The organism is Paradevosia shaoguanensis (assembly GCF_016801025.1).
Classification (GTDB): Bacteria; Pseudomonadota; Alphaproteobacteria; order Rhizobiales; family Devosiaceae; genus Paradevosia; species Paradevosia shaoguanensis.
The window spans coordinates 1,699,582-1,723,415 of the sequence record NZ_CP068983.1 but is presented as its reverse complement, the minus strand read 5'-3'; the positions used below and the strand labels follow the sequence as shown (position 1 = coordinate 1,723,415).

Here is a 23,834-nt window from a genome sequence, read left to right as displayed (position 1 = left end):
GGGGATACTGTGCTCCCCTCTCTGCCCATCCACGCTCCCGACCGGCCACCGCACTCCCTCATCCAGTCGAGCTTCCTCCTTGAGCGCGACTTCCCCGCGTCGGCTGCCAAGGTTTTCGCCGCCTGGGCCGAGCCCGCCTGCAAGGCTCGCTGGTTCTCGATCGAAAGCCTGCACCGCCATCTCGATTTCCGCGTCGGGGGCCGTGAGTTTCTCTATGGTCGCTCCTCCTGTGGCCGCCGCTTCACCTACGAGGCGGTCTATCGCGAGATCGTCCCCGACCTGCGCATCGTCTTCAGCTACGACATCCGCATAGAGGGGCGCCACGGCTCCTCCTCCCTCGCCAGCCTCGAAATCGCCCCGCACGGAAAGGCCTGCGCCATCCGCTATTGCGAGCAGGGCATTTTCCTCGATGGCCTCGATAGCCCGCGCGGCCGCTTCAACGGCGCCACGCTTCGCCTCGCCCATCTCGCCGGCCTGTTCGACGAAAAATCACTTAAGCACTAACTTAAGCATTGACTCATGCCGTCGCGCATGAATACTTAAGTTATCACTTAACAATTAGGACGGCAAAATGACTGAACGCTCCATCGCCTATGGCACCTTCGTCATCGAACGCACCCTGCCGGTGCCGCCCGCCCGCGTCTTCGCCGCCTGGGCTGACGTCAAGCAGAAAGCCAAGTGGTTCGGCGCTCCCGGCGGCGACAATACGCCCAAGCAGTTCGATTTCCGTGTCGGCGGGCGCGAATACAATGAAGGCGAAGCCGGCGGCACCACCTTCACCTTCGACGTCCTCTACCAGGACATCGTCGAGAACGAGCGCATCATCTACACCTACGACATGACCATGAACGGCGCTCGCATCTCGGTCTCGCTTGCTTCGGTCGAACTGCGCGCGGAAGGCAGCGGCACACGCCTCCTCGTTACCGAACACGGCGCCTATCTCGACGGGCTCGACAATAACGAGCAGCGCAAGGAAGGCACGATCGCGCTCATCGACCAGCTCGAAAAATACCTCAAGACCGCCTGAGGGAGCGCGCAAATGCCGACCATCACCTCGAAAGACGGCACGAAGATCGCCTATCAGCGGGAGGGCAATGGTCCGGCTCTGATCCATGTGGCCGGTGCCATCCAGCACCGCGCCATCGATCCGACCCTCGCCCGGCTCTCGGCGCTCCTCGCCGATCGCTTCATGATCATCCTCTATGATCGCCGCGGCCGCGGCGAAAGCACCGACGCCCCGGACTACGCCGTCGAACGCGAACTCGAGGATATCGCCGCCCTGATCGACGTGGTCGGCGGCAAGGCCTCGCTCCTCGGCTATTCCTCCGGCGCCGTGCTCGCCGCCGAGGCGGTGCTGGCCGGCCTGCCGGTCGAAAGCCTGATACTCTACGAACCGCCTTTCGCCCTGCCGCCGGCCCGTCAACCCATGCCCGCCGACTACGTCGCAAAGCTTGACGGCTTCATCGCGCGCAATGATCGCGACGGCGCCGCCCGCCACTTCTTCATCACCGGTGTCGGCGTTCCGCCCGAAATGGTCGATGGCATGGCCGCCAGCCCGTTCTGGGCTATTGTCACCGCCATTGCCCCAACCTTGCGCTACGACGCTCGCATCATGCAGCGCGGCTATGCCGATGGCGCCCTGCCGCAGCGCTGGGCCGGCATAGCAACGCCCACCCTGGTGCTCGACGGCGAAACGACGCCCGCCGAAATGCCCTATATCCGCCACTCCGTCGAAACGGTCGCTGCTGCCATCCCCAATGCCCGGCGCCGCACCTTGCCGGGCCAGGGCCACGGCCCCGCCGCCGAGGCCATCGCCCCGGCTTTGCGCGAATTCCTGAACGCCTGAAGGCGTTCGGCGCGGGATCACCCCGCTTTTTTGTCCCGGCCTGTCGATTTCTCCCGCCCTCCTTCGTCGTGAAAGGCGGAACGAGGATGCTTTGCCAATCGAGGAGATGCTCAAATGTCCATTGCTGTCCCACGTCTCGACGATCGACCGGCCTACCCCTTCGGCCGCGCCCTCCGTGCTCGCCTCGCTGCCTGGCGGCAGCGGCAGGCCCGGCATCAGGCCCTGCGCAGCCTTCTCGACATGAACCCGCACCGGCTCGCCGATCTCGGCCTGTCTTCCGACGCCATCGAAGCTGCCTTCGCGGCTCGCCATCAACCTCATCAGCAGGAGATTTCCCGATGATCGCCGCCTCCACCGCGCCCGGCCCTGCCCGCGCGACCGCCAGGGAATGGACCGGCCTTGCCGTCCTCGCCCTTCCCAGCCTTCTCGTTTCCATCGACGTTTCCGTCATGGTCCTCGCGCTCCCGCATATGAGCGCCGCACTTGGCGCCGACAGCGCCCAGCAGCTCTGGATCATGGATATCTATAGCTTCATGCTCGCCGGCTTCATGATCACCATGGGCACGCTGGGTGACCGCATCGGCCGCCGCAAGCTCCTCATGTTCGGTGGCGCCGGTTTCGGCCTCGCCTCGATCCTCGCCGCCTTCGCCCCGAGCGCCGCCACTCTCATCGCGGCTCGCGCGGTCCTGGGCCTGGCCGGCGCCACCATGTCGCCCTCGATCCTGGCGCTCATCACCAACATGTTCCGCGATCCAGCCCAGCGTGGCGTCGCCATCTCCATCTGGATGGTCTGCTTCATGGCCGGCATGACCGTGGGACCGCTGGTCGGCGGCTTCATGCTCGAGCATTTCTGGTGGGGTTCGGTCTTCCTGCTGGCCGTGCCGGTCATGCTGCTGCTTCTGGTGGCCGCACCATTCCTCCTGCCCGAATATCGCGATCCCGCCGCCGGCCGGCTCGATCTCCTCAGCGTCGTCCTGTCGCTGCTTTCGATCCTGCCCGTCGTCTATGGGCTCAAGGAAATGGCCCATGCCGGCATTTCCGCCCTCTCACTCGCCGCCATCGCCATCGGCCTCGGCTTTTCCATCGTCTTCATCGCCCGCCAGCGGCGCCTCGCCGATCCGCTCTTCGATCTCACGCTCTTTTCCAATCGCGCCTTCTCGACGGCGGTTCTGGGCATGTTCGGCATCACCTCGACCGGCGCGGTCATGCTCTATACCAGCCAGTATTTCCAGCTGGTCCTCGGCCTCTCCCCGCTCCATGCCGGCCTCTGGGGCCTGCCCGGCGTCGTCGCCATGACCGGCATGCTGATGCTGGCGCCCATTCTCGCCCAGCGCATGCGCCCGGCCCCACTCATCGCCGGCAGCCTCGTCGTCGGCGCGCTCGGTGCCTTGCTCATCACCCGGGCCGATGCCGCCTCCGGCGTCTGGCCGGTCGTCGTCGGCTTCATGTTCTTCAATGCCGGCTGCGCGCCCATGGTTACGCTGGCCAACGGCATCGTCATGAGCTCGGTGCGGCCTGAAAAGGCGGGCTCTGCCGCTGGCCTGTCGGAAACCTGCGCCGAATTCGGCTTCGCCCTCGGCATCGCTATCCTGGGCAGCGTCGGCACTGCCATCTACCGTGCCCAGATATCGGTCACGGCCCCCCAGGGCCTTCCCGCCGATATCGTCAGCGCCGTGGAGGATACCCTCGCCAGCGCCTCGGTCGCCGCCGCCCAATTGCCCGAAGCCCTCGGCCGCGAACTGATGACCGCTGCCGGCATGGCCTTCACCAACGGCATGCATGTCGTGGCAGCCGTCAGCGCCGTCGCCTTGCTCTGCGTGGCCGTGCTGGTCATGACGCGCCTGCGCCACCTGCCGCCCATCGGCGCCACCGGCCCGGCCGAAGACGAGGAAGCCGCTTCCCAGCCTGCCTCTGCCTGAAAACGAAAATGGGGTCGCCCGCCCGACGGGCGGCCCTAGCCCCGCGCCATCCGGCTCTGGCCATGCACTTCGGGCAAAACCCGGTGCGGCGGCTGGTGTCCGTCGATGAAGGCGCGGATATTGACGATCACCGTCTCCCCCATCTCCACCCGGGCCTCCAGCGTTGCCGAGGCCATATGCGCCGTCAGCACCACCTTGTTGGCCTCGGCCAGTGCCAGCAGGCGCGGATTGATGCCCTGGCGATATTCGAAGACATCGAGCGCCGCCCCGCTCAGGTGCCGCTTCTCGATCTCGGTCACCAGTGCTTCCTCGTCGATCAGCTCGGGCCGCGACACGTTTACCACCATCGCATCCTGCTTCATGCGAGCCAGCCTTTCGGCGCCCAGGATCTGGTAGGTGTCGCGCGTATAGGGCGTATGAAGCGAAACGATATCGACCGCCCCGACCATCGCATCGAGATCGGCCCAATAGGTCGCCTCGAGCTTTTCCTCGATCGTCGGCGGCCGGCGGTTACGGGAAAAATAATGGATGTTGAGCCCGAACGCCCGGGCCCTCTGCGCCACGGCCGTGCCGATCCGGCCCATGCCGACAATGCCCAGCGACTTGCCGCGCAGCCGCCGTCCCAGCATCCAGGTCGGCGACCAGCCCTCCCAATGCCGGTCGCGGATGAGCAATTGCGTGCCCTCCACCAGCCGCCGCGGCAGCGCCAGCATCAGCACCATGGCCATGTCCGCCGTGTCCTCGGTGAGGACGCTCGGCGTATTGGTCACCGTCAGCCCCGCCGCATAGGCGGCTTCGATGTCGATATTGTCCACGCCATTGCCGAACTGGGCGATGAGCCGCACCGATTTGGGCACCCGCGCGAAAAACGCGGCATCGAGCTGGTCGGTGATCGAGGAAACCAGCACCGCGCAGCCTTCGAGCGCCGCCAGCACCTCGTCCTGCGAACGCGGATTGTCCTCGATGTTGAACTGCGCATCGAAAAGCGTCGCCATCCGCGCCTCGACCGAGGCCGGCAGGCGGCGGGTAACGACGATCTTGGGTTTAGGGGTGGTCATTGCGCCGCTACGATCGCGGCGAATAGGCCCAGGGCGCTTGTTTCAGGGTTGGCGGTGTGGCTGGAGTTCATTTCGCGCCCCTTTCAGCGACCATTAAGGTCTTTTGACTAGTGATAGGAAAATTCCAGAAGTCTGCAAAGTCATGTTTCACGCGCCCGGCGGGTACAAAAGCCTTTCCTCCTTACGGCTTCTCGCCATAGCCCTCGCTGCCCTCCTGATTCTGGCCCTTCAGCCGGCGTATGCGCTTGCCCAGTCGGCGACCAGCAATCCGAGCGGTCTGCCGCTGCCACGCTTCGTCACCACCCGCTCGACCCCCATCAATGTGCGCGTCGGGCCGGGCACCAAATACGATATCGCCTGGGTTTACGTGAAGGCGGGCCTCCCCGTCGAAATCGTCCAGGAATTCGATACCTGGCGCAAGATACGCGATCTCGATGGCTCGGAAGGCTGGGTGCACCAGAACCTGCTCTCGGGCGGCCGCGCCGGCTATGTCGCGCCCTGGTCCAGCGGCCAGCAGATTCCGTTGCGCAGCAAGGCTGCCGAGGAAGCGGGCGTGCGCGCCTACCTCACCTCGGGCTTCCGCGTCGAAATCTCCAAATGCGACGGCGCCTGGTGCGAAGTCTCGGCCACCGACCATCCGGCCAATGGGCGTCCCACCACCTATACGGGCTACCTGCCCCAGGGCGACCTCTGGGGCGTCTATCAGGGCGAGAAGTTCGACTGAGGCCTTAAGGCCCGAAAGGCAGAGGCCTAGGCCGTCTGCTTCCTGACGCGCACCACGACGTCAACATGGGTCACCACCATGCCATCGGGCGGCTCTGGCAGGCCCTGGATCTGAATCGAGGCTGAGGGAATATCCACCACCCGCTGCTCGTCCTCGATATAGAAATGGTGGTGGTCCGACGTATCGGTGTCGAAATAGGAGCGCGAGGCGTCCACGGCCACTTCGCGCAGCAGCCCCGCTTCCTGGAACTGGTGCAGCGTGTTGTAGATCGTGGCCAGCGAGACGTTGACGCGGGCAGTGCTGGCTTCTTCGTGCAGCTGTTCGGCGCTCACATGCCGGTGCGAGCCGGCAAAGAGCAGTTCGGCCAGGGCAATGCGCTGCCGGGTCGGACGCAGGCCGGCCATGCGCAACACGGCCGTCAGGCACGGGCGACGCGAGGGGACGGTGCGAAGAGGCGATGAGCGATCGTGCATCGAGGCCTGAAACGTTGTCACAAGAGTGTTGCGTGAACTTATAGCCACCACGCCCCGCCCACACAAGCAGCGCTTCCTCGTGGAAGGGGCGGCAAAACCGCCCAAAGTGCTAGGAAACCCGGTCTGGAACCGGTTGACCCGCCTGCAAGCGCCCTCTACAGGGGAGGAGAAGTCTAACTAGAGAGTCTATATGGCGGACCGCCCCAACGCATACGGATACGAAGAACTGCTGGCCTGCGGGCGCGGGGAGCTTTTCGGACCGGGCAATGCGCAATTGCCGCTGCCGCCGATGTTGATGTTCGACCGCATCACCCATATCGACGACAATGGTGGCACCCACCATCGCGGGGAAGTGCGCGCCGAGCTCGACGTCAATCCCGACCTCTGGTTCTTCGCCTGCCATTTCCAGGGCGATCCCGTCATGCCCGGCTGCCTGGGCCTGGATGCCCTCTGGCAGATGACCGGTTTCTTCCTCGGCTGGGGCGGCTCGCCCGGCCGTGGCCGTGCTTTGGGCGGCGAGATCAAGTTCACCGGCCAGGTGACCAACGACGTCAAGCTCGTCGAGTATGGTATCGATATCAAGCGCGTCATGCGCTCCAAGCTCGCTCTGGGCATCGCCGATGGCTGGGTCAAGGCCGACGGCAAGGTCATCTACGAGGCCAAGGACCTGCGGGTCGGCCTTTTCACCGACATTTGATGGTGTCCTTGCGACCCCTGTCGTGTTCTTTGCAATCCGCTAGACTGGCCGTGGCGCACAACCCGGCCTTTGCGCTACAACCAAGCGCCGCCGCTCATGTGGAGCAGGTGCAGGAGATGAGGACGATATGAGACGAGTTGTCGTTACCGGGATGGGCATCGTGTCCTCCATCGGCAACAACACCGCCGAAGTGCTGGAAAGCCTCAAGCTCGCCAGGCCCGGTATCACATTCGCCCAGGATTATGCCGACCTGGGCTTCCGCTGCCAGGTCTATGGCAATCCCACGCTCGATCCGTTCGAAATCCTCGACCGCCGCACGACCCGGTTCATGGGCAAGGGCGCGGCCTGGAACTACGTGGCCATGCAGCAGGCCATCGAGAATGCGGGCCTGGAAGAGAGCGACGTCAAGAATCCGCGCACCGGCATCGTCATGGGTTCGGGCGGTCCCTCGACCAAGGCGATCGTGGAAGCGGCCGACATCACCCGTGAAAAGGGTCCCAAGCGCATCGGGCCGCTGGCCGTGCCCAAGGCCATGAGCTCGACGGGTTCGGCCACCCTCGCCACGGCCTTCGGCATTCTCGGCGTCAACTATTCCATCTCCTCGGCCTGCGCCACCTCCAAGCATTGCATCGGCAATGGCTACGAGCAGATCCAGATGGGCAAGCAGGACATCGTCTTCGCCGGTGGCCATGAGGACCTCGAATGGTCCATGTCCAATCTCTTCGACGCCATGGGCGCCATGTCGTCCGACTTCAACGCGACCCCGGCCAAGGCCTCGCGCGCCTATGACCGCGATCGCGACGGCTTCGTCATCGCCGGCGGCGCCGGTGTGCTGGTGCTTGAAGAGCTCGAGCATGCCAAGGCCCGCGGCGCCAATATCCTCGCCGAAATCATCGGCTATGGCGCCACCTCGGACGGATACGACATGGTTGCACCCTCGGGCGAAGGCGCCGAGCGCTGCATGCGCATGGCGCTGGAAAGCGTCCGCCTGCCGGTCGACTACATCAATCCGCACGCCACCTCGACGCCCGTGGGCGACCGCAAGGAAATCGAGGCCCTGCGCGCCGTCTTCGGCACCGGCGACAAGTGCCCGCCCATCTCGGCCACCAAGTCGCTGACTGGCCATTCGCTGGGCGCTACCGGTGTCCAGGAATCGATCTACTGCATCCTCATGATGCAGAACCGGTTCATGTGCGAGAGCGCCAATATCGAGAACCTCGATCCCGAATTCGCGGACATGCCCATCCTGCGCGCCCGCCGCGACAACGCCAATATCGGCGTGGCCCTCTCCAATTCCTTCGGCTTCGGCGGCACCAACGCCACGCTCGTCTTCAAGCACCCCGACGCCTGACCACGTTCCCATCGAGGGGGAGGCCCGCGCCTCCTCCTCAACTCGCCGCTAATAGGCAAGCTCCGTGAACCGCGCCGCGCGTCCGTCGTAGAGCAGCAGCCGTCCCAGCAGCGGCTCGCCGAGCCCGGTGATCAGCTTGATTGCCTCCATGGCCATCAGCGTGCCGATCACCCCCGTCACCGCCCCCAGCACGCCCACCACCTCGCACGAGGGCAGGTCGCCTTCCTCCGGATCATCCGGATAGAGGTCGCGAAAACGGGGATAGGCGCGGCCGGACGCATCCTGCCGGTGTGGCGCGAAAACCGTCACCTGCCCGTCGAACATCGACACCGCACCCGAAACCACCGGCACCCTCAGTGCCTCGCCGGCCTCGGCCGCCACCAGCCGGGAATCGAACCGGTCGGTGCCTTCGATAATCACGTCGCACCCTGCAAGAACCGAAGCGGCATTGCCGCCATCCAGCCGCGCGACCACCGGCAAGACCTCGACATGCGCATTGAGCGCGGCGACGAACCCTTCTGCGCTCTCGGCCTTCGCCCGGCCGATATCGTCGCTCCGATGCACGATCTGGCGCTGGAGGTTTGAGAGCGACACCGCGTCGTCATCGACGATAACAAGCGTTCCTACCCCCGCCGCCGCCAGATAGGCGATCACCGGGCTCCCCAGCCCGCCCGCGCCGATCACGCCGGCCCGCGCGGCCTTGAGCTTCTGCTGGCCTTCCCCGCCCACGCCCTTGAGCACGATGTGCCGGGCATAGCGGCGCGTTTCTTCCGGCGTGAGCGGCTCGGTCATGTCAGTCGACCAGCGGCACGGCGAGAAAGCGCCGGTCGGGTCCCTCAAAACCGAAGGCGTGCACCGCGACGATGGCCACATGCCCGCCGCCATCGAACGAGCGCACCACGCCATAAAGGCGATACGCCATCGGGCATCCTCGCGACTTGGGCAGCACGCCCTTGTCCCGATGCCCTTCGCGCTCGACCCCGTCGACTGCGAGGGTCAGCGCATAGCCAAGTGCCTTCTGCTCGGTCAGCGCCACGCAGTCGAACCCGGCATCGCTCTCGAATGTCGTAAGCTTGAGCACCTGCTCGGTCTCGCTCACCGTTGCGATGCCGCAGCAGGCAGGGTCGGCGAACCGCAATTGGGTGGCGTCGTCGTCGATCGTGCCGTCCCCGATCAGCGCCAGGATCTGCGCCGGCACCTCGATCGCCAGCGCTTCGAGCTGGCCCTTGGCCAGCGCCCGGGCATCGGCCCGCACCTTGGCCAGCGGCCGCTCGGCATCGGCCTCGCCGGCCTGCGCCCGGAACGGTGTACCCTTGACCCAGCTATCGGTCGAAAGCTGGACGACATAGATGGTGGAATAGGCAAAGCCGGAGCCGTCCTGGATACCGAATTCCTCGAAGGCAAAATGGTCGCCGTCCTCGGAATAGCCCAGGAACTCGATGAGCGCCGCGTCGCCCGCCCGCGCCGGCAGGGCGGACAGCACGATGAAAGCGACTAGGAGGAGCAGCCTAGGCAGAATGCCCGGTCGAGCCGAACCCTTTGGCCCCGCGTGCTGTGTCATCGAGCTTGTCCTCCAGCCTGAAATCGACTGCCACCACCGGCGCGATCACCATCTGCGCGATCCGCTCGCCCCGGCGCACCGGAAACGGCTTGTCGCCATGATTGATGAGGATCACCTGCACTTCGCCGCGATAGTCGGAATCGATAGTGCCCGGCGCGTTGAGAACTGTCACGCCGAACTTGGCCGCCAGCCCCGAGCGGGGCCGCACCTGCGCCTCGTAGCCTTCCGGCAGGGCCAGGGCAAAGCCGCAGGGCACGAGCGCCCGCTGGCCGGGCGCGATGACGATATCGTCATCGAACCCGAGCGCGGCGCAGAGATCCACTCCCGCCGCGCCCGACGATTGCTGCCGGGGAACCGGAAGGCCCTTGCCGTGATCGAGCCAGCAGAAGCCGACGCTGACCTGTTCCGTCATGGGCCCTTCCTTCCTTACTTCTTGACGACCGCGTAGAGCTCCTCGGGGAGGTCCACGGTCCGGTTGATGATGTCGAGGAACGGAATGACCTTCTCGGCCGACTGCTTGTCGCCGGCAATGGTCATGTTGGTGTCGGTGATTTCCCCGCCCGAGATTTTGAGCGTGAAGGCGTGGCCTTCAAACATCTGGGTCATCATCGTCTTGGTCTGCTCGTCCATCTCTTCCTGGTCGCCCAGGTCCTTGGTGATGCCGCTCGTGGCGAACGCCACGCGCACCAGTCCCGGACCGGCAGAGGTGAAGGTGATGCCCGGATCTTCTTCCTCTTCGTCGAAGACGAGCTCGGCGAACGGGCCTTCCTTGCTGATGACGCAGGTGGCGCCGCCATCGGCGCTCTCGGTCAGCTCGCCCTCGGCGCAGAAATCGTCTGCCGGGCTGTCGCCCTCGGTCTTCTCGGCCTGGCTCGCCTTGATCATCGGATAGATTTCAGCACCCATGATCTGGGTGATGGTGGCCTTGGCAGTGGTCTCGCTGGTGACGTCGACTTCGACCTTGGCGTCGATGCAACCGGCCAGCGTGAAGGTCAGGGCAAGCGCGCCCGCGAGCTTGCCGTAAATGTGCATGGTCATAGAATCCCTCATTGATTTGCCGCCGCGTGCACGGCGGGTACGCCCCGCCGCTCCTCTAGCACGGCATTCACGCAGGGCAAGCCGGATTCAGGTAGCCAGTCGCCAAATGACGATTATGCAGGTGAGAACCACCAGCCAGAAGCCGAAAAGCAGCAGCCCGCGCGAGAGCCACGGCTCGCGCTGATCCTTCTCGGCCTGCCATTCGTTGAGCGCCGCTTCCGCCTGGCGCACGATGGCCGGCAGGCGCTGGACGGTGTCGGTCAGGATGCCTAGCCCGTCCCTGAGGTCTTCCACCCGCCCCAGCGGCCCGGCCTCGCGCCGCACCCAGTCGCCCACCACCGGCTCGGCAATGGTCCAGATGTCGAGTTCGGGGTCGAGCGCCCGCGCCACGCCCTCGACCAGCACCATGTTCTTCTGCAGCAGGATGAGCTCGGGCCGTGTCTGCATGTCGAAGAGCTCGGTCACCGTGAAGAGCTGGCCGAGCACACGCGCCATCGAGATGTCGCTGGCCTTGCGCCCGAACAGCGGCTCCCCGATAGAGCGCAGCGCCAGGGTGAAATCGTCCACCGATTGCGTGCGCGGCACATAGCCGATGTCGAAGTGCCGCTGGGCGATCAGCCGGTAATTGCGGGTGATGAAGCCATAGAGGATATCGGCCAGGAATCGCCGCTCGCGCTTGGAAATCCGGCCCATGATCCCGAAATCGACGGCGATGATGTCGCCCGTCGCCGCATCGGCGAAGAGGTTGCCCGGATGCATGTCCGCATGGAAGAAGCCGTCGCGGATGGCATGGCGCAAAAAGCTCTGCAGGAGGTTGCGCGCCAGCTCCTTCCGGTTGAGCCCAGCCGCCTCGAGCGCCACGAAATCGCGGATTGGAATCCCTTCGACCCAACCTGTCGTCAGGACGTTCTGCGCCGTGAAGTCCCAATAGACTTTCGGCACCACGAAGCCCTTGTCCTCGGCGGTATTCTCGGCGAACTCGGAAATGGAGGCCGCTTCGAGCCGCAGGTCGAGTTCGATCTGGGCGGAATGATCGAGCGTCTTGACCACTTCCACCGGCCGCAGCCGCCGCATCGAGCGCACCCAGCGCTCGGCCATGTGGGCGCCGGCGTAATAGCTTTCGATATCGGCGTGAAACCGCTCGGCCACGCCCGGCCGCAGCACCTTGACCGCCACGCGCCGCGTGATGCCGTCCTCGCCCTGGAGCCGTGCCTGGTGCACCTGTGCGATCGAGGCCGCCGCGATCGGCGCCGACAATTCCCTGAGCTCGGCCGCCTTCTCTCCGAGCGCCGCTTCGAGAATGCCCGGCACCTGCTTGGGGTCGAACGGCTCCATCGAGTCCTGGAGGCCCGACAATTCCCTGGCGATCTCAGGGCCGACGATATCGGGGCGCGTGGCCAGCGTCTGGCCGAACTTGACATAGGTCGGGCCCAGCCGGTTGAGCGCCCGCGTCAGCCGCTCGATGCTTCCCGTCTTGCGCACCGAGGGTCGCTCGAAGATGCGGGCCAGCCCCACTCCAAACCGGAAGGAGGGCGGCAGCGTCACCGGATCGATGATCGAGAACGCGCCCTCGCGCGCCAGAACGAAGCCCGCCCGGGCGAGGCGAAAATAGGCTCCAAGCCCCATCGGCAAACCGCCTAGATCTTCCAGGCGCCGAACAGCGCCGCGATATTGCCCGAATAGGGCGTGTGGGTGACGCGCTTGAACCCGGCCGCCGAGATCATGGCGGTAAAGGCTGAAGGCGAAGGGAATTTGCGGATGGATTCGACGAGATATTGATAGGGCTGGGCATCGCCCGTCACCACCCGCCCCATCGGCGGGATCAGGCGGTCCGAGAACATGTCATAGATGCGGTCGAGCCCCGGAACGTCCACCTGCGAGAATTCGAGCACCAGCAGCCGTCCGCCGCGCTTGAGTACGCGATGCGCTTCCTTGAGCGCCTTGTCGATCCGCGGCACGTTGCGGATGCCGAAGGCGATCGTATAGGCGTTAAAGCTCTCGTCCTCGAACGGCAATTCCTCGGCATTGGCTTCCACGAACCGGGCCTGGCTGCCGAAGCGCCAGCCCCTGGCCCGCTCCTCGCCCACGCGCAACATGTCCGAATTGATGTCGGAAACAGTCACTTCCGCATAGCCGAGCGAGGCATTGATGATGCGCTCGGCGATGTCGCCGGTGCCGCCCGCCATGTCGAGCACGCGATAGGGCCGGGTGCCCTTCTTGGGCGGGGCAAGGTTGGCCACCATGGCGTCCTTCCAGACGCGGTGGACGCCGCCGCTCATCAGGTCGTTCATCAGGTCGTAGCGGTCGGCCACGCCGTGGAACACCGCGTTGACGAGGCCCTGTTTCTCCTCTAGCGCTACCTGGCGATTGCCGAAATGCGTGGTTTCGCGGGCTTCACTCATACCTGTCGCGACCCTCTCGGCCGCCTCCGCGTTCGTGATTTGGCGGCACCATAGCGGAGTGGGTTCGGCTTTGCTATGCCGCTTCGCCCGTGGTTGAAGGGAAGCCTCGATGCCTGAATTGCCTGAAGTGGAAACCGTGCGCGCCGGGCTTGCGCCCTATGTCGAAGGCGCCCGTATCCAGAAGGTCACCCTCAACCGCAAGGACCTGCGCTTCCCCTTCGGTCCCGACTTCGTCTCCGAGCTCGAGGGCCAGACGATCCTGCGCGCCGCGCGCCGCGCCAAATACCTGCTCTTCCCCCTTTCGAGCGGCAAGACTCTCCTCAGCCACCTGGGCATGACCGGCAGCTACCGGTTCGTCGAATTCACCTATAAGGACCCCAGCCGCTATTACGAGCCACCGCCGGGCGAGAAGCACGATCACGTGATCTTCGACCTGCATCATCCGGCACTGGGGGACCTCCACCTTATATATGCGGACGCCCGCCGCTTCGGCTTCATGGAGCTTTTCGCCCACGAGGAGGACAGTCCTTATCTCAAGGGCCTGGGTCCCGAGCCCTTTGGCAACGCGTTCAACCCGGCCCAGCTCGCCGCGCGCCTCAAGGGCCGCAAGTCTCCGATCAAGGCCATGCTGCTCGATCAGCGCGTGGTCGCCGGCATCGGCAATATCTATGCCTCCGAGGCGCTTCACCGCGCCCATATCCGCCCCGACTGCCCGTCGGGCGCCCTGGTCGACAAGCCCGGGCGGCTCGACGATCTCGTCTTCGGCGTGCGCGAGGTTCTGGCCGAGGCCGTCGAGGCGGGCGGCTCCACCCTCAAGGATTTCCGCAACGCCGAAGGGGGCTCGGGCTATTTCCAGCACCACTTCGCCGTCTATGATCGCGAGGGCGAGCCCTGTCCCACCCCGCTCTGCACCGGCACCATCCATCGGATCGTGCAAGCGGGTCGTTCGAGCTTTTTCTGCCCCGTGTGCCAGAAGGGGGCGTGAGGCCCGGAACGCCGATGCTGAATCCAGTTGACGCGGGCCACTCCCTCTGCCTATAACGCGCCGACTTGGCGGCCTGATGCCGCCGCTTTCATTTCAGACTCCGGTATCCAGCGCGCTTACGGCGCCGTTTGGTTCGGGAGACAAGCGCCAAGAGGACATTCATGGCCAATACCCCGTCGGCTAAGAAGGCCACCCGCAAGATCGAAGCCCGCACGGCCATCAACAAGTCGCGCCGCTCGCGTATGCGGACCTTCCTGCGCAAGGTTGAGGAAGCCATCGCTTCGGGCGACAAGGGTGCTGCCAACGAGGCTCTCAAGGCCGCCCAGCCGGAACTGCAGCGTGCTGCCACCAACGGCATCGTTCACAAGAACCTGGCCGACCGCAAGGTGTCGCGCCTGAACAACCGCATCAAGGCCCTGGCCTAAGTCTGGGCCGCAAGGCCAGGACGATGACGAGCCCCCGGAAACGGGGGCTTTTTGTTTGGCTTATGCGGGTACGCGGCGGGTAAAAACGTCGCACTCAAATCCATAGATTTGCCAGTTACTTGCGGCGCCGATTCCAGGCGCCGAAGCCAGGCATTCCATGCGATTTCTCCCGCATTTTCGCACAGCGTCGGGAATAAATTTCTTTGAGCAAAGTCCCTCTTGCGCGCCGATTCTGCCTTGAGTCACAGGGCCTTGCCTACCCGTCCCGGCAAGGGGGGCGGAAACCTTTTTGCGCTCGCGAGAGTCAACCCCCTTTTTCGATGAATCGCGTGTTGCGAGCCAAAATTTGGCTGTCTAAGATGCCTCCCGTCAGTTCAAGAAACGCGGCGCCAAGACCCGCGAGCTGGATTGCACACCAGACGTGGGGCTAGTCAAAAATCAGTCTCTCGCGGCGAGTTTAGGTTGCGGAGCAATGTTGGGGTATAGCAGTTCGTTTATGAGTTCTTTGCGGCAAACTGTCTAAACTTGCGTTGGCGTATCACTGACTAAAACACCGGTCGGCCTGATCGGTTTCACGACAGTATAAGTAGTTTTTTGTGCCGCAGCGAAGTTGCGGCAATTGAGTAATATTGTCTGCTTCCACCACGGGGCAGGCGGCCTGTGGCGTTCCAGGACGGATCGTCGGGCAGGGCGGCGAAGAGGGCACCAAACATGAGCAACGAAGCGACAGTCGGGCGCGTAGTTTGGCGTGACAATAACAACGGCATTCCTGGCCAATGGGCAGGAAGAAACGAGGCGCAAACAATGGCTGAAGACCTTACTGGCAACACCAGCGAACATCGCGAACTCTTCGCGCGGGTGAGGGCCAGGTTGAGGGCGGCGGTCGGCGAGGATGTCTTTACCTCCTGGTTTGCGCGACTGGAGCTGGAAGAGGTCGTTGACGACCTGGCGCACCTGTCGGTGCCCACCCGTTTCCTCTGTTCTTGGATTCAATCCAATTATGCCGAGCGGATTCTCGAGGCTTTCCAGGGTGAAAGCCAGTCGATCGCCCGCATGCATTTCACCGTGCGCGTCAATGGCCAGGCCCGTCCGCGGCTGGCCCCGGCGCCCGAGCCGCAGCAGGCTTCCGAGCAGCCCTCCGCTGCCGCCGCCAAACCGGCCGAGATTCCCCAGCCCGTCGCGCCGCGTCTCATTCGCGACACGCCGGCTGCCGCGGCCGCCAAGGCCGACGCCCTGTCGGGCAGCGCGCTCGATCCGCGCCAGACTTTCGAGACCTTCGTTCCGGGCGCCTCCAACGAGATCGCCCTGGGCGTCGCCCGGCAGGTGGCCCACGCCGTGGTCAACAACACGGTGAGCTTCAACCCCGTCTATATCCATTCGACGGTTGGCCTGGGCAAATCTCACCTCCTCAACGCCATCGCCTGGGCGGCGGGCGCCAGCGAGCCGGGCCGGAACATCGTCTATCTGACCGCCGACCACTTCATGTACCATTTCATCACCGCCGTGCAGCGCCAGTCCGCGCTCGGCTTCAAAGAATGGCTGCGACGGGTCGATCTTCTCCTCATCGACGACATGCAATTCCTGCAGGGCAAGTCGGCCACCGAATTCGGCCATACGCTGAGCGCCCTGCTGACCGGCGCCAAGCAGGTGGTCGTTGCGGGCGATGCCGCCCCGCGTGATCTCGAAATGCTCGACGAGCGCGTGCGTTCGCGTCTCTCCGGCGGCCTTGTCGTCCCGATCATGACCTTCGATGGCGACCTGCGCCGCTCGATCGTCGCCAAGCGTGCCGAGCAGGCTTCGGCCCGTTTCGCCGGCGTCAGCTTCCCGCCGGCCGTGCTCGACTACGTGGCCCGTGTCGTCGTCTCCCACGGCCGCGACCTCGATGGCGCCGTCAATCGCCTCGTCGCCGCCAACCAGCTCACCGGCGAGCCGATCACCGTCGCCCTGGCTGAAAAGACCCTCGCCGACCTCATCCGCGCCCGCGAGGCGCGCCGGGTTCGCATCGAGGACATCCTGCGCATCGTCTCGCGCCACTATAAGGTGCCGCGCAACGATCTCCTCTCCTCGCGCCGCTCGCGCGACGTCGTCCGTCCGCGCCAGATCGCCATGTATCTGGCCAAGTCGCTGACCTCGCGCTCGCTGCCCGAGATCGGCCGCCGCTTCGGCGGGCGCGACCACACCACGGTCCTGCATTCGGTGCGCAAGGTCGAGCAGATGATGAAGGACGATGGCGATCTCTGCCAGGAGATCGAACTCTTGAAGCGCATGCTTGAAGAATAGTGCAAGGCGGGCGGTTTTTCCGCCCCGACCCTTGCCTTTTGGAGCCCTCTGGGCGAAGATTCAGAGCCCCGGCTTGCCGGGGCTTTTGCTGTCCCATGAGAGGGCAGGTCAATAGGGGTATGGTGTCATGCTTGTAACGCTCGAACGCAATCATCTGCTCAAGTCGCTCGGTCACGTGCACCGGGTCGTTGAGCGCCGCAACACCTATCCGATCCTCGCCAACGTGCTGCTCAAGGCCACGCCCGAGGGCCTCGACCTCAGAGCCACCGACCTCGATATCGAGGTGACCGAGAGCGTTCCGGCCATGGTCGGCACTCCGGGCACCACCACTGTCCCGGCCCATACCCTCTACGAAATCGTCCGCAAGCTCGCCGACGGCGCCGAAGTGCGGCTCGAAACCTCGGGCGCCGAGCAGATGCTGCTCACCTCAGGGCGTTCGCGCTTCCACCTCGCCTGCATCTCGCCGGACAGCTTCCCCGATCTCAAATCGGGCACGTTCGGCTTCAATTTCTCGATCCCCGCCGCCACCATGCGCGAGCTGATCGAGCGCACCCAGTTCGCCATCTCCAACGAAGAGACGCGCTACTACCTCAACGGCATCTATCTCCACACGCTCGAGGTCAACGGCAAGCCGACCCTGCGCGCCGTAGCCACCGATGGCCACCGCATGGCTCGTGCCGAGACCGATGCTCCTGCCGGCGCCTCCGGCATGCCCGGCGTCATCGTCCCCAAGAAGACCGTGGGCGAGGTCCAGAAACTCCTCGATGGCGCCGAAGGCGACGTCGCGGTGGAAGTCTCCGACACCAAGATCCGCTTCACCCTCGGCTCGGTCGTCCTGCTCTCCAAGCTCATCGAGGGCACTTTCCCCGATTACGACCGCGTCACCCCCAAGAACAACGACAAGGAAATGAATGTCGACCGCGCCGCCTTCGCGACCGCCGTCGACCGCGTTTCCACCATCGCTTCGGACCGTGGCGGCAAGGCCGTGAAGCTCTCGCTCAACCAGGGCCAGCTCGAGCTTTCGGTCACCAATCCCGACCACGGCACGGCCTCGGAAGAACTGCCGGTCGATTTCACCACCGACAATTTCGAGATCGGCTTTAACGCCCGCTATCTCCTCGACATCGTCGGCCAGATCCGTTCGGACAACGCCGTCTTCCTCTTCAACGATGCCGGCTCGCCCACGCTTGTGCGCGAGGATGGTGACGCCAAGGCGCTCTACGTCCTCATGCCGATGCGCGTCTAGGCGTTCCGCCGGGCCCCATGCGCTATATCTCCCGCCTCCGCCTCACCGCCTTCCGCAATTATGCGGCGGCGGCGCTGGATCTCGATTCGCGCCATGTCGTGCTGATCGGGCCCAATGGCGCCGGCAAGACCAACCTCCTCGAAGCGGTCTCCATGCTCTCGCCCGGCCGCGGCCTGCGGCGTGCGCCCTTCGAGAGCCTCGCCAACCAGGGCAGCGACCTGCCCTGGGCCGTTGCCGCCACCATCGAGACCGATGACGGCCCCGTCGATATCGGCACCGGCGCCTCGCCCGGCGACGGTCCCCGGCGCGTACGCATCAACGGCGCTAATGCCCGCTCCATCGAGGAGATGAGCGCCTATCTGCGCGTCCTCTGGCTCACCCCGGCCATGGATGGCCTCTTTTCCGGCCCCGCCAGCGACCGCCGGCGCTTCCTCGACAGGCTGGTGACCACCCTCATCCCCGGCCATTCCGCCGCCGTATCCGACTTCGACAAGGCCATGCGCCAGCGCAACCGGCTGCTCGACGACAATGCCGATCCGCTCTGGCTCTCCGCCGTCGAGGCGCAGATGGCAGAGCAGGCCGCCGCCATCCATTTCGCCCGCACCGATAGCCTCGGGCACCTTCAGGCGCTGATCGAGGAAACCGTCGACGACGGTTCCTTCCCCAAGGCCCATCTGGCCCTGACACCGCTCTTTCAAAGCGGCACGGAACCGGCCTCTTCGAGCGCCCTCGAAACGGCGCTCAAGGACATCTGGTCGCGCTCCCGTGCCCTTGATCGCGCCGCCGGACGCACCACATTAGGACCACACCGCATCGATCTCGAAGTCTACCACGCGCAAAAGCACATGCCTGCTGCGCTGGGCTCGACCGGCGAGCAGAAAGCGCTGCTGATCGGTCTGGTCCTGGCTCAGGCGCGGCTCGTTGCCCGCATGACCGGCATCACGCCTTTCCTGCTGCTCGACGAGATCGCCGCCCATCTCGATTCCAACCGTCGCGCCTCGCTTTTCGCGGCGCTCGACAACCTCGGCACCCAGTGTTTCATGACCGGCACCGATCCCGTGCTGTTCGAAGCGCTCGGGCGCAGCGCGCAAGTGGTTGCCGTCCGCGACGGCCGGCTGGCGCTCAATCCGTAATCCCCTCCAAAACCGGCCAAAATCGGCCATTTTGCTTGGGGATAAGCCCCCCATCCGTTAGAACGGATGCATCCCCAAATTTCCTGATTCGGGACCCTATGACCGACGAAACCAACCACGATTCTTCCGAGTACGGCGCAGATTCCATCAAGGTCCTCAAAGGCCTCGACGCGGTGCGCAAACGTCCGGGCATGTATATCGGGGATACCGACGACGGTTCGGGCCTGCATCACATGATCTACGAGGCGGTCGACAACGCCATCGACGAGGCCTTGGCGGGCCACGCCGACCTCGTCACCGTCACCCTCAATGCCGATGGCTCCGCCTCGATCATCGACAATGGTCGCGGCATGCCCACCGGCATCCACAAGGAAGAAGGCGTCTCGGCGGCCGAGGTCATCATGACCCAGCTCCATGCCGGCGGTAAGTTCGACCAGAATTCCTATAAGGTTTCCGGTGGTCTCCACGGCGTGGGCATCTCCGTGGTCAACGCCCTCTCCACCTGGCTGCGCCTCAAGATCCGCCGCGATGGCGAAATCCACGAAATGGGCTTCACCCATGGCGAGCCCGATGCGCCGCTGGCCGTCACCGGCACCTACGTGCAGAACAAGGCGCCCGGCACCTATGAAGGTCGCTCCGGCACCGAAGTCAGCTTCCTGCCCTCTACGCAGACCTTCACGCTCGTCGAGTTCGACTTCAAGACGCTTGAGCACCGCCTGCGCGAGCTGGCCTTCCTCAATTCGGGCGTCCGCATCGTCCTTTCCGATCGCCGCCATCCCGAGCCGATCGATGTGGAGCTGCACTATGAGGGGGGCCTGGAAGCCTTCGTCAGGTATCTCGACAAGGCCAAGCAGCCCATCATCGAAAAGCCGATCTCGTTCACCCACGAGCGGGACGGCATCACCGTGGAAGTCGCTCTCCAGTGGAACGATTCCTACCACGAGAACGTGCTCTGCTTCACCAACAACATCCCGCAGCGCGATGGCGGCACGCACCTTGCGGGCCTGCGCGCCGCGCTGACGCGCCAGATCACCTCCTATGCCGAAACCAGCGGCATCCTGAAGCGTGAAAAGGTCCAGCTCTCGGGCGAAGATGCCCGCGAGGGGCTGACCTGCGTGCTCTCGGTCAAGGTGCCGGACCCGAAATTCTCGTCCCAGACCAAGGACAAGCTGGTGTCCTCCGAAGTGCGCCCGGCCGTCGAGAACGTCGTCAACGACAAGCTCGGTCAGTGGTTCGAGGAGCATCCGGGCGAGGCCAAGCACGTCGTCGGCAAGGTCGCCGAAGCCGCCGCCGCCCGCGAAGCCGCGCGCAAGGCGCGCGAGCTCACCCGCCGCAAGTCCGCGCTCGAAATCTCTTCGCTCCCCGGCAAGCTCGCCGATTGCCAGGAGCGCGATCCGGCCAAGGCCGAAATCTTCATCGTCGAGGGTGACTCGGCCGGTGGTTCCGCCAAGCAGGGCCGCGACCGCGCCACCCAGGCCGTGCTGCCGCTGCGCGGAAAGATTCTCAACGTCGAGCGCGCGCGCTTTGACCGCATGATCTCGTCCGACCAGGTCGGCACGCTCATCACCGCGCTCGGCACCGGCATCGGCCGCGAAGAGTTCAACGCCGACAAGCTGCGCTACCACAAGATCATCATCATGACGGACGCCGACGTCGACGGCGCCCATATCCGCACGCTGCTGCTGACCTTCTTCTACCGGCAGACGCCCGAACTCATCGAGCGCGGCCACATCTACATCGCTCAGCCCCCGCTCTATAAGATCAAGCGTGGTTCCTCCGAGCAGTATCTCAAGGACGAGCGGGCGCTCGAGGATTACCTCATCTCCGCCGGCGTCGATGATGCCGTCTTCACCACGCGCAAGGGTACGACCCATGCCGGTGCGGACCTGCTCGATATCGTCAATCAGGCCCGTGATCTCGTCCACGGCATCGAAAACCTCAACACACGCTACAACCGCTCGATCGTCGAGCAGGCGGCCATTGTGGGCGGCCTCGATCCGGAAGCCGTGGCCGATCCGGCCCGCTCGGAAGAAGTCATGTCCCGCGTCGCCAACCGGCTCGATCGCATTACCGACGAATACGAGCGCGGCTGGCAGGGTGAGGTCACCGACGAGGAAGGCCTGCTCTTCACCCGCACCGTGCGCGGCGTGACCGAAAGCCACCTCATCGACAAGGCGCTGCTCAACAGCGCCGATGCCCGCAAGCTGCGCCAGATCACCGGCAAGCTTGACGAGCTCTATGGCGGCGTTGCCAAGCTCGTGCGCAAGGGCGACGAAACCCCGATCTACGGGCCGTCCTCCCTCTTCCGCGCCATTTCCGATGCCGGCCGCAAGGGCATTTCGCTCCAGCGCTACAAGGGCCTGGGCGAGATGAACCCCGAGCAGCTCTGGGAAACCACCCTCGACCCCAATGCGCGCACCCTGCTCAAGGTCGAAGTCAGGGAAACCGACGAGGCCGACCTCACCTTCACCCAGCTCATGGGCGACCTGGTCGAACCCCGCCGCGACTTCATCCAGGACAACGCCTTGAGCGTGGCGAACCTGGACGTTTGACCTCGCCGCGAGGCCTGTGATGCAAAAAGCCCCGGCGCGCGCCGGGGCTTTTCTTTTGTGATCCTACTTCGCCGCCAGCGGTCCGCCCACGGTCGCCGAACCCGTGCCGCTGCAGCCTTCTTCGCCGTAGCGGATGAACTTCTGGATGCGCTTGCCGGTGTCGACTTCCGCCGTGTAGATATTGCCGGCGCCATCCACGCTCACCTGGTGCAGCCAGTGGAATTCGCCGGGCATCTGCCCGCTGCGGCCGAACCGGGCGAGTTCCTCGAGCTTGTCGCGGTTGAGGATGTAGATGGTCATGTTCGAGTTGTCGCCCACATAGAGGCAGCTCTGCCCCTCGTCCGGCGAAAAGCTCATCGACACGGCCGTGCCCGGCACCGAGGTATTGGTGTGTTCGCTGATGAGCTGTTCCGTGACGAACCCGCACTTGCCCGCTGTTCCGTCCGGATTGGCGCATTGCGTGCCCAGTGTCGGGTCCTTCTTGTCGAACACCTGGATGCGGTCATTGCCGCGGTCGCAGACATAGATCTTGCCGTCGTCGGCGATCTTCACGCAATGCACCGGGTTGCGGAAGAAGGCTGGCTTGCTGTTGCCATTGGCATAGTCGTTCATCCACGGACCCGCAGCCTTGGCCGCCGCGTCGTCGATCGGGTTGTTCCCGTAGGCGCCGAAATGGCCGATATACTTGCCCGTATCCGCATCCACGATCACGATCCGGCGGTTGCCGTAGCCGTCGGCGATGTAGAGCCGGTTGGTTTCCGGGTCCACCACCATGTCGGCCGGCTGGTACAGCTGGGGCGTGCCCCCAAAGCCGGAATCGGTGTCGTTGCTGTCCGGCCCGTCCTTGCCCGGCCCGCCGACGCGCATCTTGAAATTGCCGTCCATGTCGAACTTGAGCAGGTAGCCGTCGGCGCCTTCCTTGTTGGTCGTCCAGGCCGTCGGCTTGTCCGGCACCTTGCCGCTATTGCCGCCCAGCCAGATATTGTCGTTCTGGTCGACATAGATGCCGTGCTCGCTATTGGGCCAGAGGCAGCCGTCCTCCTCCTTGCAGCGCACCCCGATGAAATCCGGGTCCGCCGGCCCGCCCCAGGCGCGCAGCAGCTTGCCGTCCGCGTCGAATTCAAGCACCGAGGGCGCCGGCTTGCAGCAATCGGCCAGTGCCCCATAGGGTCGCGCGAAGCCGAGCGCATTGACCGGCTGCCCGTCGTCATTGGTCGCGCCCTCCAGCGGCTCGAGCGCTCCGGCCTCCTCGTTGGTCAGCGTGCGCGGGCGGTTGTAGATCCACACATGGTCGTGCTGGTCGACATAGAGCCCGCCGATCTGCCCCAGGATCCAGCCATTGGGCAGCGGTTGCGGCCAGGCCGGGTCGATGACGAAGTCCGGCGTCTCGCCCTCCAGCGCCTCGTTATAGACCCCGGTCTGCTCGAACAGCCGCTCCAGCGCTCCACTCTTGGTCAGCACCTCCGTATCCGCTGCCCTTGCTGCTCCTGCCAGCAGCAATGCCGCAGAACAGAGAATAGTAATTTGTATTATTATTGCCCGTAGACGAGATACTATCATAGTATTAATCCTCCTCTTTCAGTCAGTTAGACTGAAAGTAGTTTAGTGCATATCGATTTGTTCTTGACAACACTAAACGACTCATCGATGAGGATTATTGGCTGGAACGTCCGAGCACGCGTTCTCGCCCCCGGCAAAGACCGGGGCGGAGAGCCTGCCGCAAAGGGTCGAAAAGTTCGCGGCCTACCGTTCCGGGCTCAAATGCTCGTGAACGATCTTCCAGCCGCCGGCCTCCTTGCGCAGCACGCTCGTGCCGCGGCCGCTGCCTTCATGCATCTCCCCGCCGACCATTCCGCGCCAGCGGAACCGGTAGATGCAGCTCGCCGCGCTCTCGCTCATGGCGATCCAGCGCATGTCTTCGAGCCAGTAGTGCTCGTCCGCCACCTGCCCCCAGGTGCGCTCGAACGCCCGGCGGATGGCCTCTCCGCTATAGGAGCCTTCCGAGAACCAGAACGTGGCCTCGTCCGAAATCAGCTCGACGAGATCATCGAACCGATGGTTGTTGATCCGCTCGCCATAAAGCGCGAGCACGGCTTCCGGCCCCTCGGCCATGTCCCCTCCATCCCCCAAAACCGCTGTTACCC

At 64.7% G+C, this 23,834-nt stretch carries 24 protein-coding genes; 14 read left to right on the top strand and 10 right to left on the bottom strand.

Annotated elements, in window-relative coordinates:
- The first annotated feature begins 9 nt into the window (after positions 1-9).
- From JNE37_RS08050 to JNE37_RS08030, 5 genes are all read left to right on the top strand, one after another.
- The gene (locus JNE37_RS08050; protein ID WP_203065893.1) at positions 10-504 is read left to right on the top strand and encodes an SRPBCC domain-containing protein; all 495 of its coding nucleotides are present in this window, start codon (positions 10-12) and stop codon (positions 502-504) included.
- A gap of 67 nt (positions 505-571) precedes the next feature.
- Positions 572-1,027 carry an SRPBCC family protein gene (locus JNE37_RS08045; protein WP_203065892.1) on the top strand — a complete coding sequence of 152 codons (456 nt, stop codon included), beginning with the start codon at positions 572-574 and terminating at the stop codon, positions 1,025-1,027.
- Between the two features lie 12 nt (positions 1,028-1,039).
- The gene (locus tag JNE37_RS08040) at positions 1,040-1,846 is read left to right on the top strand and encodes an alpha/beta fold hydrolase (protein WP_203065891.1); all 807 of its coding nucleotides are present in this window, start codon (positions 1,040-1,042) and stop codon (positions 1,844-1,846) included.
- Positions 1,847-1,960: 114 nt separating this feature from the next.
- Positions 1,961-2,188: a YjiS-like domain-containing protein gene (locus JNE37_RS08035; RefSeq protein ID WP_203065890.1), complete on the top strand. Its 228-nt coding sequence runs from the start codon at positions 1,961-1,963 to the stop codon at positions 2,186-2,188.
- On the top strand, positions 2,185-3,765 hold the full coding sequence (locus JNE37_RS08030; protein WP_203065889.1) for an MFS transporter: 1,581 nt from the start codon (positions 2,185-2,187) through the stop codon (positions 3,763-3,765). The genes JNE37_RS08035 and JNE37_RS08030 overlap by 4 nt, the downstream gene beginning before the upstream one ends.
- Positions 3,766-3,800: 35 nt before the next feature.
- Here JNE37_RS08030 and JNE37_RS08025 read toward each other — a convergent pair whose 3' ends face one another.
- On the bottom strand, positions 3,801-4,823 hold the full coding sequence (locus JNE37_RS08025) for a 2-hydroxyacid dehydrogenase (protein WP_035090211.1): 1,023 nt from the start codon (positions 4,821-4,823) through the stop codon (positions 3,801-3,803).
- Between the two features lie 142 nt (positions 4,824-4,965).
- On the opposite strand from JNE37_RS08025, the gene JNE37_RS08020 reads away from it, so the two are divergent.
- A complete protein-coding gene (locus tag JNE37_RS08020) occupies positions 4,966-5,547 on the top strand; it encodes an SH3 domain-containing protein (RefSeq protein WP_203065888.1) in 582 nt (193 codons plus the stop codon).
- A 26-nt stretch (positions 5,548-5,573) separates the two neighbouring features.
- On the opposite strand, the gene irrA is transcribed toward JNE37_RS08020, so the two are convergent.
- Positions 5,574-5,951 carry an iron response transcriptional regulator IrrA gene (gene irrA, locus JNE37_RS08015; RefSeq protein ID WP_052015363.1) on the bottom strand — a complete coding sequence of 126 codons (378 nt, stop codon included), beginning with the start codon at positions 5,949-5,951 and terminating at the stop codon, positions 5,574-5,576.
- Positions 5,952-6,210: 259 nt separating this feature from the next.
- Here irrA and fabA point away from each other — a divergent pair, with 259 nt between their 5' ends.
- Positions 6,211-6,717 carry a 3-hydroxyacyl-[acyl-carrier-protein] dehydratase FabA gene (gene fabA / locus JNE37_RS08010; protein WP_035033731.1) on the top strand — a complete coding sequence of 169 codons (507 nt, stop codon included), beginning with the start codon at positions 6,211-6,213 and terminating at the stop codon, positions 6,715-6,717.
- Between the two features lie 127 nt (positions 6,718-6,844).
- Complete coding sequence (gene fabB, locus JNE37_RS08005) at positions 6,845-8,068, top strand: beta-ketoacyl-ACP synthase I (RefSeq protein WP_035033730.1); 1,224 nt, start codon at positions 6,845-6,847, stop codon at positions 8,066-8,068.
- 48 nt (positions 8,069-8,116) lie between these two features.
- Here the strand turns inward: fabB and JNE37_RS08000 are convergent, their stop codons facing one another.
- From JNE37_RS08000 to ubiE, 6 genes are all read right to left on the bottom strand, one after another.
- Positions 8,117-8,860, bottom strand: a complete 744-nt coding sequence (locus tag JNE37_RS08000; RefSeq protein WP_203065887.1) for a HesA/MoeB/ThiF family protein — start codon at positions 8,858-8,860, stop codon at positions 8,117-8,119.
- A gap of 1 nt (position 8,861) precedes the next feature.
- Positions 8,862-9,629 (bottom strand): DUF2259 domain-containing protein, encoded by a 768-nt coding sequence (locus tag JNE37_RS07995; RefSeq protein ID WP_203065886.1) that lies wholly within the window; start codon positions 9,627-9,629, stop codon positions 8,862-8,864.
- On the bottom strand, positions 9,577-10,041 hold the full coding sequence (gene dut, locus JNE37_RS07990) for a dUTP diphosphatase (protein WP_035033727.1): 465 nt from the start codon (positions 10,039-10,041) through the stop codon (positions 9,577-9,579). Before dut ends, JNE37_RS07995 begins: the two co-directional genes overlap by 53 nt.
- Positions 10,042-10,055: 14 nt before the next feature.
- Positions 10,056-10,667, bottom strand: coding sequence for a hypothetical protein (locus tag JNE37_RS07985; protein WP_035033726.1), 612 nt, complete (start codon positions 10,665-10,667; stop codon positions 10,056-10,058).
- An 87-nt stretch (positions 10,668-10,754) separates the two neighbouring features.
- Positions 10,755-12,293, bottom strand: coding sequence for a 2-polyprenylphenol 6-hydroxylase (gene ubiB / locus JNE37_RS07980; protein WP_203065885.1), 1,539 nt, complete (start codon positions 12,291-12,293; stop codon positions 10,755-10,757).
- Between the two features lie 11 nt (positions 12,294-12,304).
- Complete coding sequence (gene ubiE / locus JNE37_RS07975) at positions 12,305-13,069, bottom strand: bifunctional demethylmenaquinone methyltransferase/2-methoxy-6-polyprenyl-1,4-benzoquinol methylase UbiE (protein ID WP_035092880.1); 765 nt, start codon at positions 13,067-13,069, stop codon at positions 12,305-12,307.
- A gap of 109 nt (positions 13,070-13,178) precedes the next feature.
- Here ubiE and mutM point away from each other — a divergent pair, with 109 nt between their 5' ends.
- The 6 genes from mutM to gyrB all read left to right on the top strand — a co-directional run bounded on the left by mutM (position 13,179) and on the right by gyrB (position 21,690).
- Positions 13,179-14,054 carry a bifunctional DNA-formamidopyrimidine glycosylase/DNA-(apurinic or apyrimidinic site) lyase gene (mutM, locus tag JNE37_RS07970; RefSeq protein ID WP_035033723.1) on the top strand — a complete coding sequence of 292 codons (876 nt, stop codon included), beginning with the start codon at positions 13,179-13,181 and terminating at the stop codon, positions 14,052-14,054.
- A 161-nt stretch (positions 14,055-14,215) separates the two neighbouring features.
- Positions 14,216-14,479: a 30S ribosomal protein S20 gene (rpsT, locus tag JNE37_RS07965; protein WP_035033722.1), complete on the top strand. Its 264-nt coding sequence runs from the start codon at positions 14,216-14,218 to the stop codon at positions 14,477-14,479.
- Between the two features lie 804 nt (positions 14,480-15,283).
- Positions 15,284-16,759, top strand: a complete 1,476-nt coding sequence (dnaA, locus tag JNE37_RS07960) for a chromosomal replication initiator protein DnaA (protein WP_035033721.1) — start codon at positions 15,284-15,286, stop codon at positions 16,757-16,759.
- A gap of 127 nt (positions 16,760-16,886) precedes the next feature.
- Positions 16,887-18,005 (top strand): DNA polymerase III subunit beta, encoded by a 1,119-nt coding sequence (gene dnaN / locus JNE37_RS07955; protein ID WP_035092874.1) that lies wholly within the window; start codon positions 16,887-16,889, stop codon positions 18,003-18,005.
- A 17-nt stretch (positions 18,006-18,022) separates the two neighbouring features.
- Positions 18,023-19,138: a DNA replication/repair protein RecF gene (gene recF / locus JNE37_RS07950; protein WP_203065884.1), complete on the top strand. Its 1,116-nt coding sequence runs from the start codon at positions 18,023-18,025 to the stop codon at positions 19,136-19,138.
- A gap of 98 nt (positions 19,139-19,236) precedes the next feature.
- Positions 19,237-21,690: a DNA topoisomerase (ATP-hydrolyzing) subunit B gene (gyrB, locus tag JNE37_RS07945; RefSeq protein ID WP_035033718.1), complete on the top strand. Its 2,454-nt coding sequence runs from the start codon at positions 19,237-19,239 to the stop codon at positions 21,688-21,690.
- 63 nt (positions 21,691-21,753) lie between these two features.
- On the opposite strand, the gene JNE37_RS07940 is transcribed toward gyrB, so the two are convergent.
- A complete protein-coding gene (locus tag JNE37_RS07940; RefSeq protein ID WP_052015329.1) occupies positions 21,754-23,151 on the bottom strand; it encodes an NHL repeat-containing protein in 1,398 nt (465 codons plus the stop codon).
- Positions 23,152-23,433: 282 nt separating this feature from the next.
- Positions 23,434-23,802 carry a YybH family protein gene (locus JNE37_RS07935; protein WP_052015328.1) on the bottom strand — a complete coding sequence of 123 codons (369 nt, stop codon included), beginning with the start codon at positions 23,800-23,802 and terminating at the stop codon, positions 23,434-23,436.
- Positions 23,803-23,834: the final 32 nt, after the last annotated feature.

Bases quoted from the DNA above. Each gene is read 5' to 3' on its own strand.
- JNE37_RS08040 (WP_203065891.1), top strand. From the start codon at position 1,040: ATGCCGACCATCACCTCGAAAGACGGCACGAAGATCGCCTATCAGCGG.
- JNE37_RS08020 (WP_203065888.1), top strand. From the start codon at position 4,966: ATGTTTCACGCGCCCGGCGGGTACAAAAGCCTTTCCTCCTTACGGCTT.
- JNE37_RS07935 (WP_052015328.1), bottom strand. From the start codon at position 23,802: ATGGCCGAGGGGCCGGAAGCCGTGCTCGCGCTTTATGGCGAGCGGATC.
- recF (WP_203065884.1), top strand. From the start codon at position 18,023: ATGCGCTATATCTCCCGCCTCCGCCTCACCGCCTTCCGCAATTATGCG.
- ubiE (WP_035092880.1), bottom strand. From the start codon at position 13,069: ATGAGTGAAGCCCGCGAAACCACGCATTTCGGCAATCGCCAGGTAGCG.
- JNE37_RS07995 (WP_203065886.1), bottom strand. From the start codon at position 9,629: ATGACACAGCACGCGGGGCCAAAGGGTTCGGCTCGACCGGGCATTCTG.
- JNE37_RS08045 (WP_203065892.1), top strand. From the start codon at position 572: ATGACTGAACGCTCCATCGCCTATGGCACCTTCGTCATCGAACGCACC.
- irrA (WP_052015363.1), bottom strand. From the start codon at position 5,951: ATGGCCGGCCTGCGTCCGACCCGGCAGCGCATTGCCCTGGCCGAACTG.
- gyrB (WP_035033718.1), top strand. From the start codon at position 19,237: ATGACCGACGAAACCAACCACGATTCTTCCGAGTACGGCGCAGATTCC.
- fabB (WP_035033730.1), top strand. From the start codon at position 6,845: ATGAGACGAGTTGTCGTTACCGGGATGGGCATCGTGTCCTCCATCGGC.
- ubiB (WP_203065885.1), bottom strand. From the start codon at position 12,293: ATGGGGCTTGGAGCCTATTTTCGCCTCGCCCGGGCGGGCTTCGTTCTG.
- mutM (WP_035033723.1), top strand. From the start codon at position 13,179: ATGCCTGAATTGCCTGAAGTGGAAACCGTGCGCGCCGGGCTTGCGCCC.
- dut (WP_035033727.1), bottom strand. From the start codon at position 10,041: ATGACGGAACAGGTCAGCGTCGGCTTCTGCTGGCTCGATCACGGCAAG.
- rpsT (WP_035033722.1), top strand. From the start codon at position 14,216: ATGGCCAATACCCCGTCGGCTAAGAAGGCCACCCGCAAGATCGAAGCC.
- JNE37_RS08000 (WP_203065887.1), bottom strand. From the start codon at position 8,860: ATGACCGAGCCGCTCACGCCGGAAGAAACGCGCCGCTATGCCCGGCAC.
- dnaA (WP_035033721.1), top strand. From the start codon at position 15,284: ATGGCTGAAGACCTTACTGGCAACACCAGCGAACATCGCGAACTCTTC.
- dnaN (WP_035092874.1), top strand. From the start codon at position 16,887: ATGCTTGTAACGCTCGAACGCAATCATCTGCTCAAGTCGCTCGGTCAC.
- JNE37_RS07985 (WP_035033726.1), bottom strand. From the start codon at position 10,667: ATGACCATGCACATTTACGGCAAGCTCGCGGGCGCGCTTGCCCTGACC.
- JNE37_RS08030 (WP_203065889.1), top strand. From the start codon at position 2,185: ATGATCGCCGCCTCCACCGCGCCCGGCCCTGCCCGCGCGACCGCCAGG.
- JNE37_RS08035 (WP_203065890.1), top strand. From the start codon at position 1,961: ATGTCCATTGCTGTCCCACGTCTCGACGATCGACCGGCCTACCCCTTC.
- fabA (WP_035033731.1), top strand. From the start codon at position 6,211: ATGGCGGACCGCCCCAACGCATACGGATACGAAGAACTGCTGGCCTGC.
- JNE37_RS08025 (WP_035090211.1), bottom strand. From the start codon at position 4,823: ATGACCACCCCTAAACCCAAGATCGTCGTTACCCGCCGCCTGCCGGCC.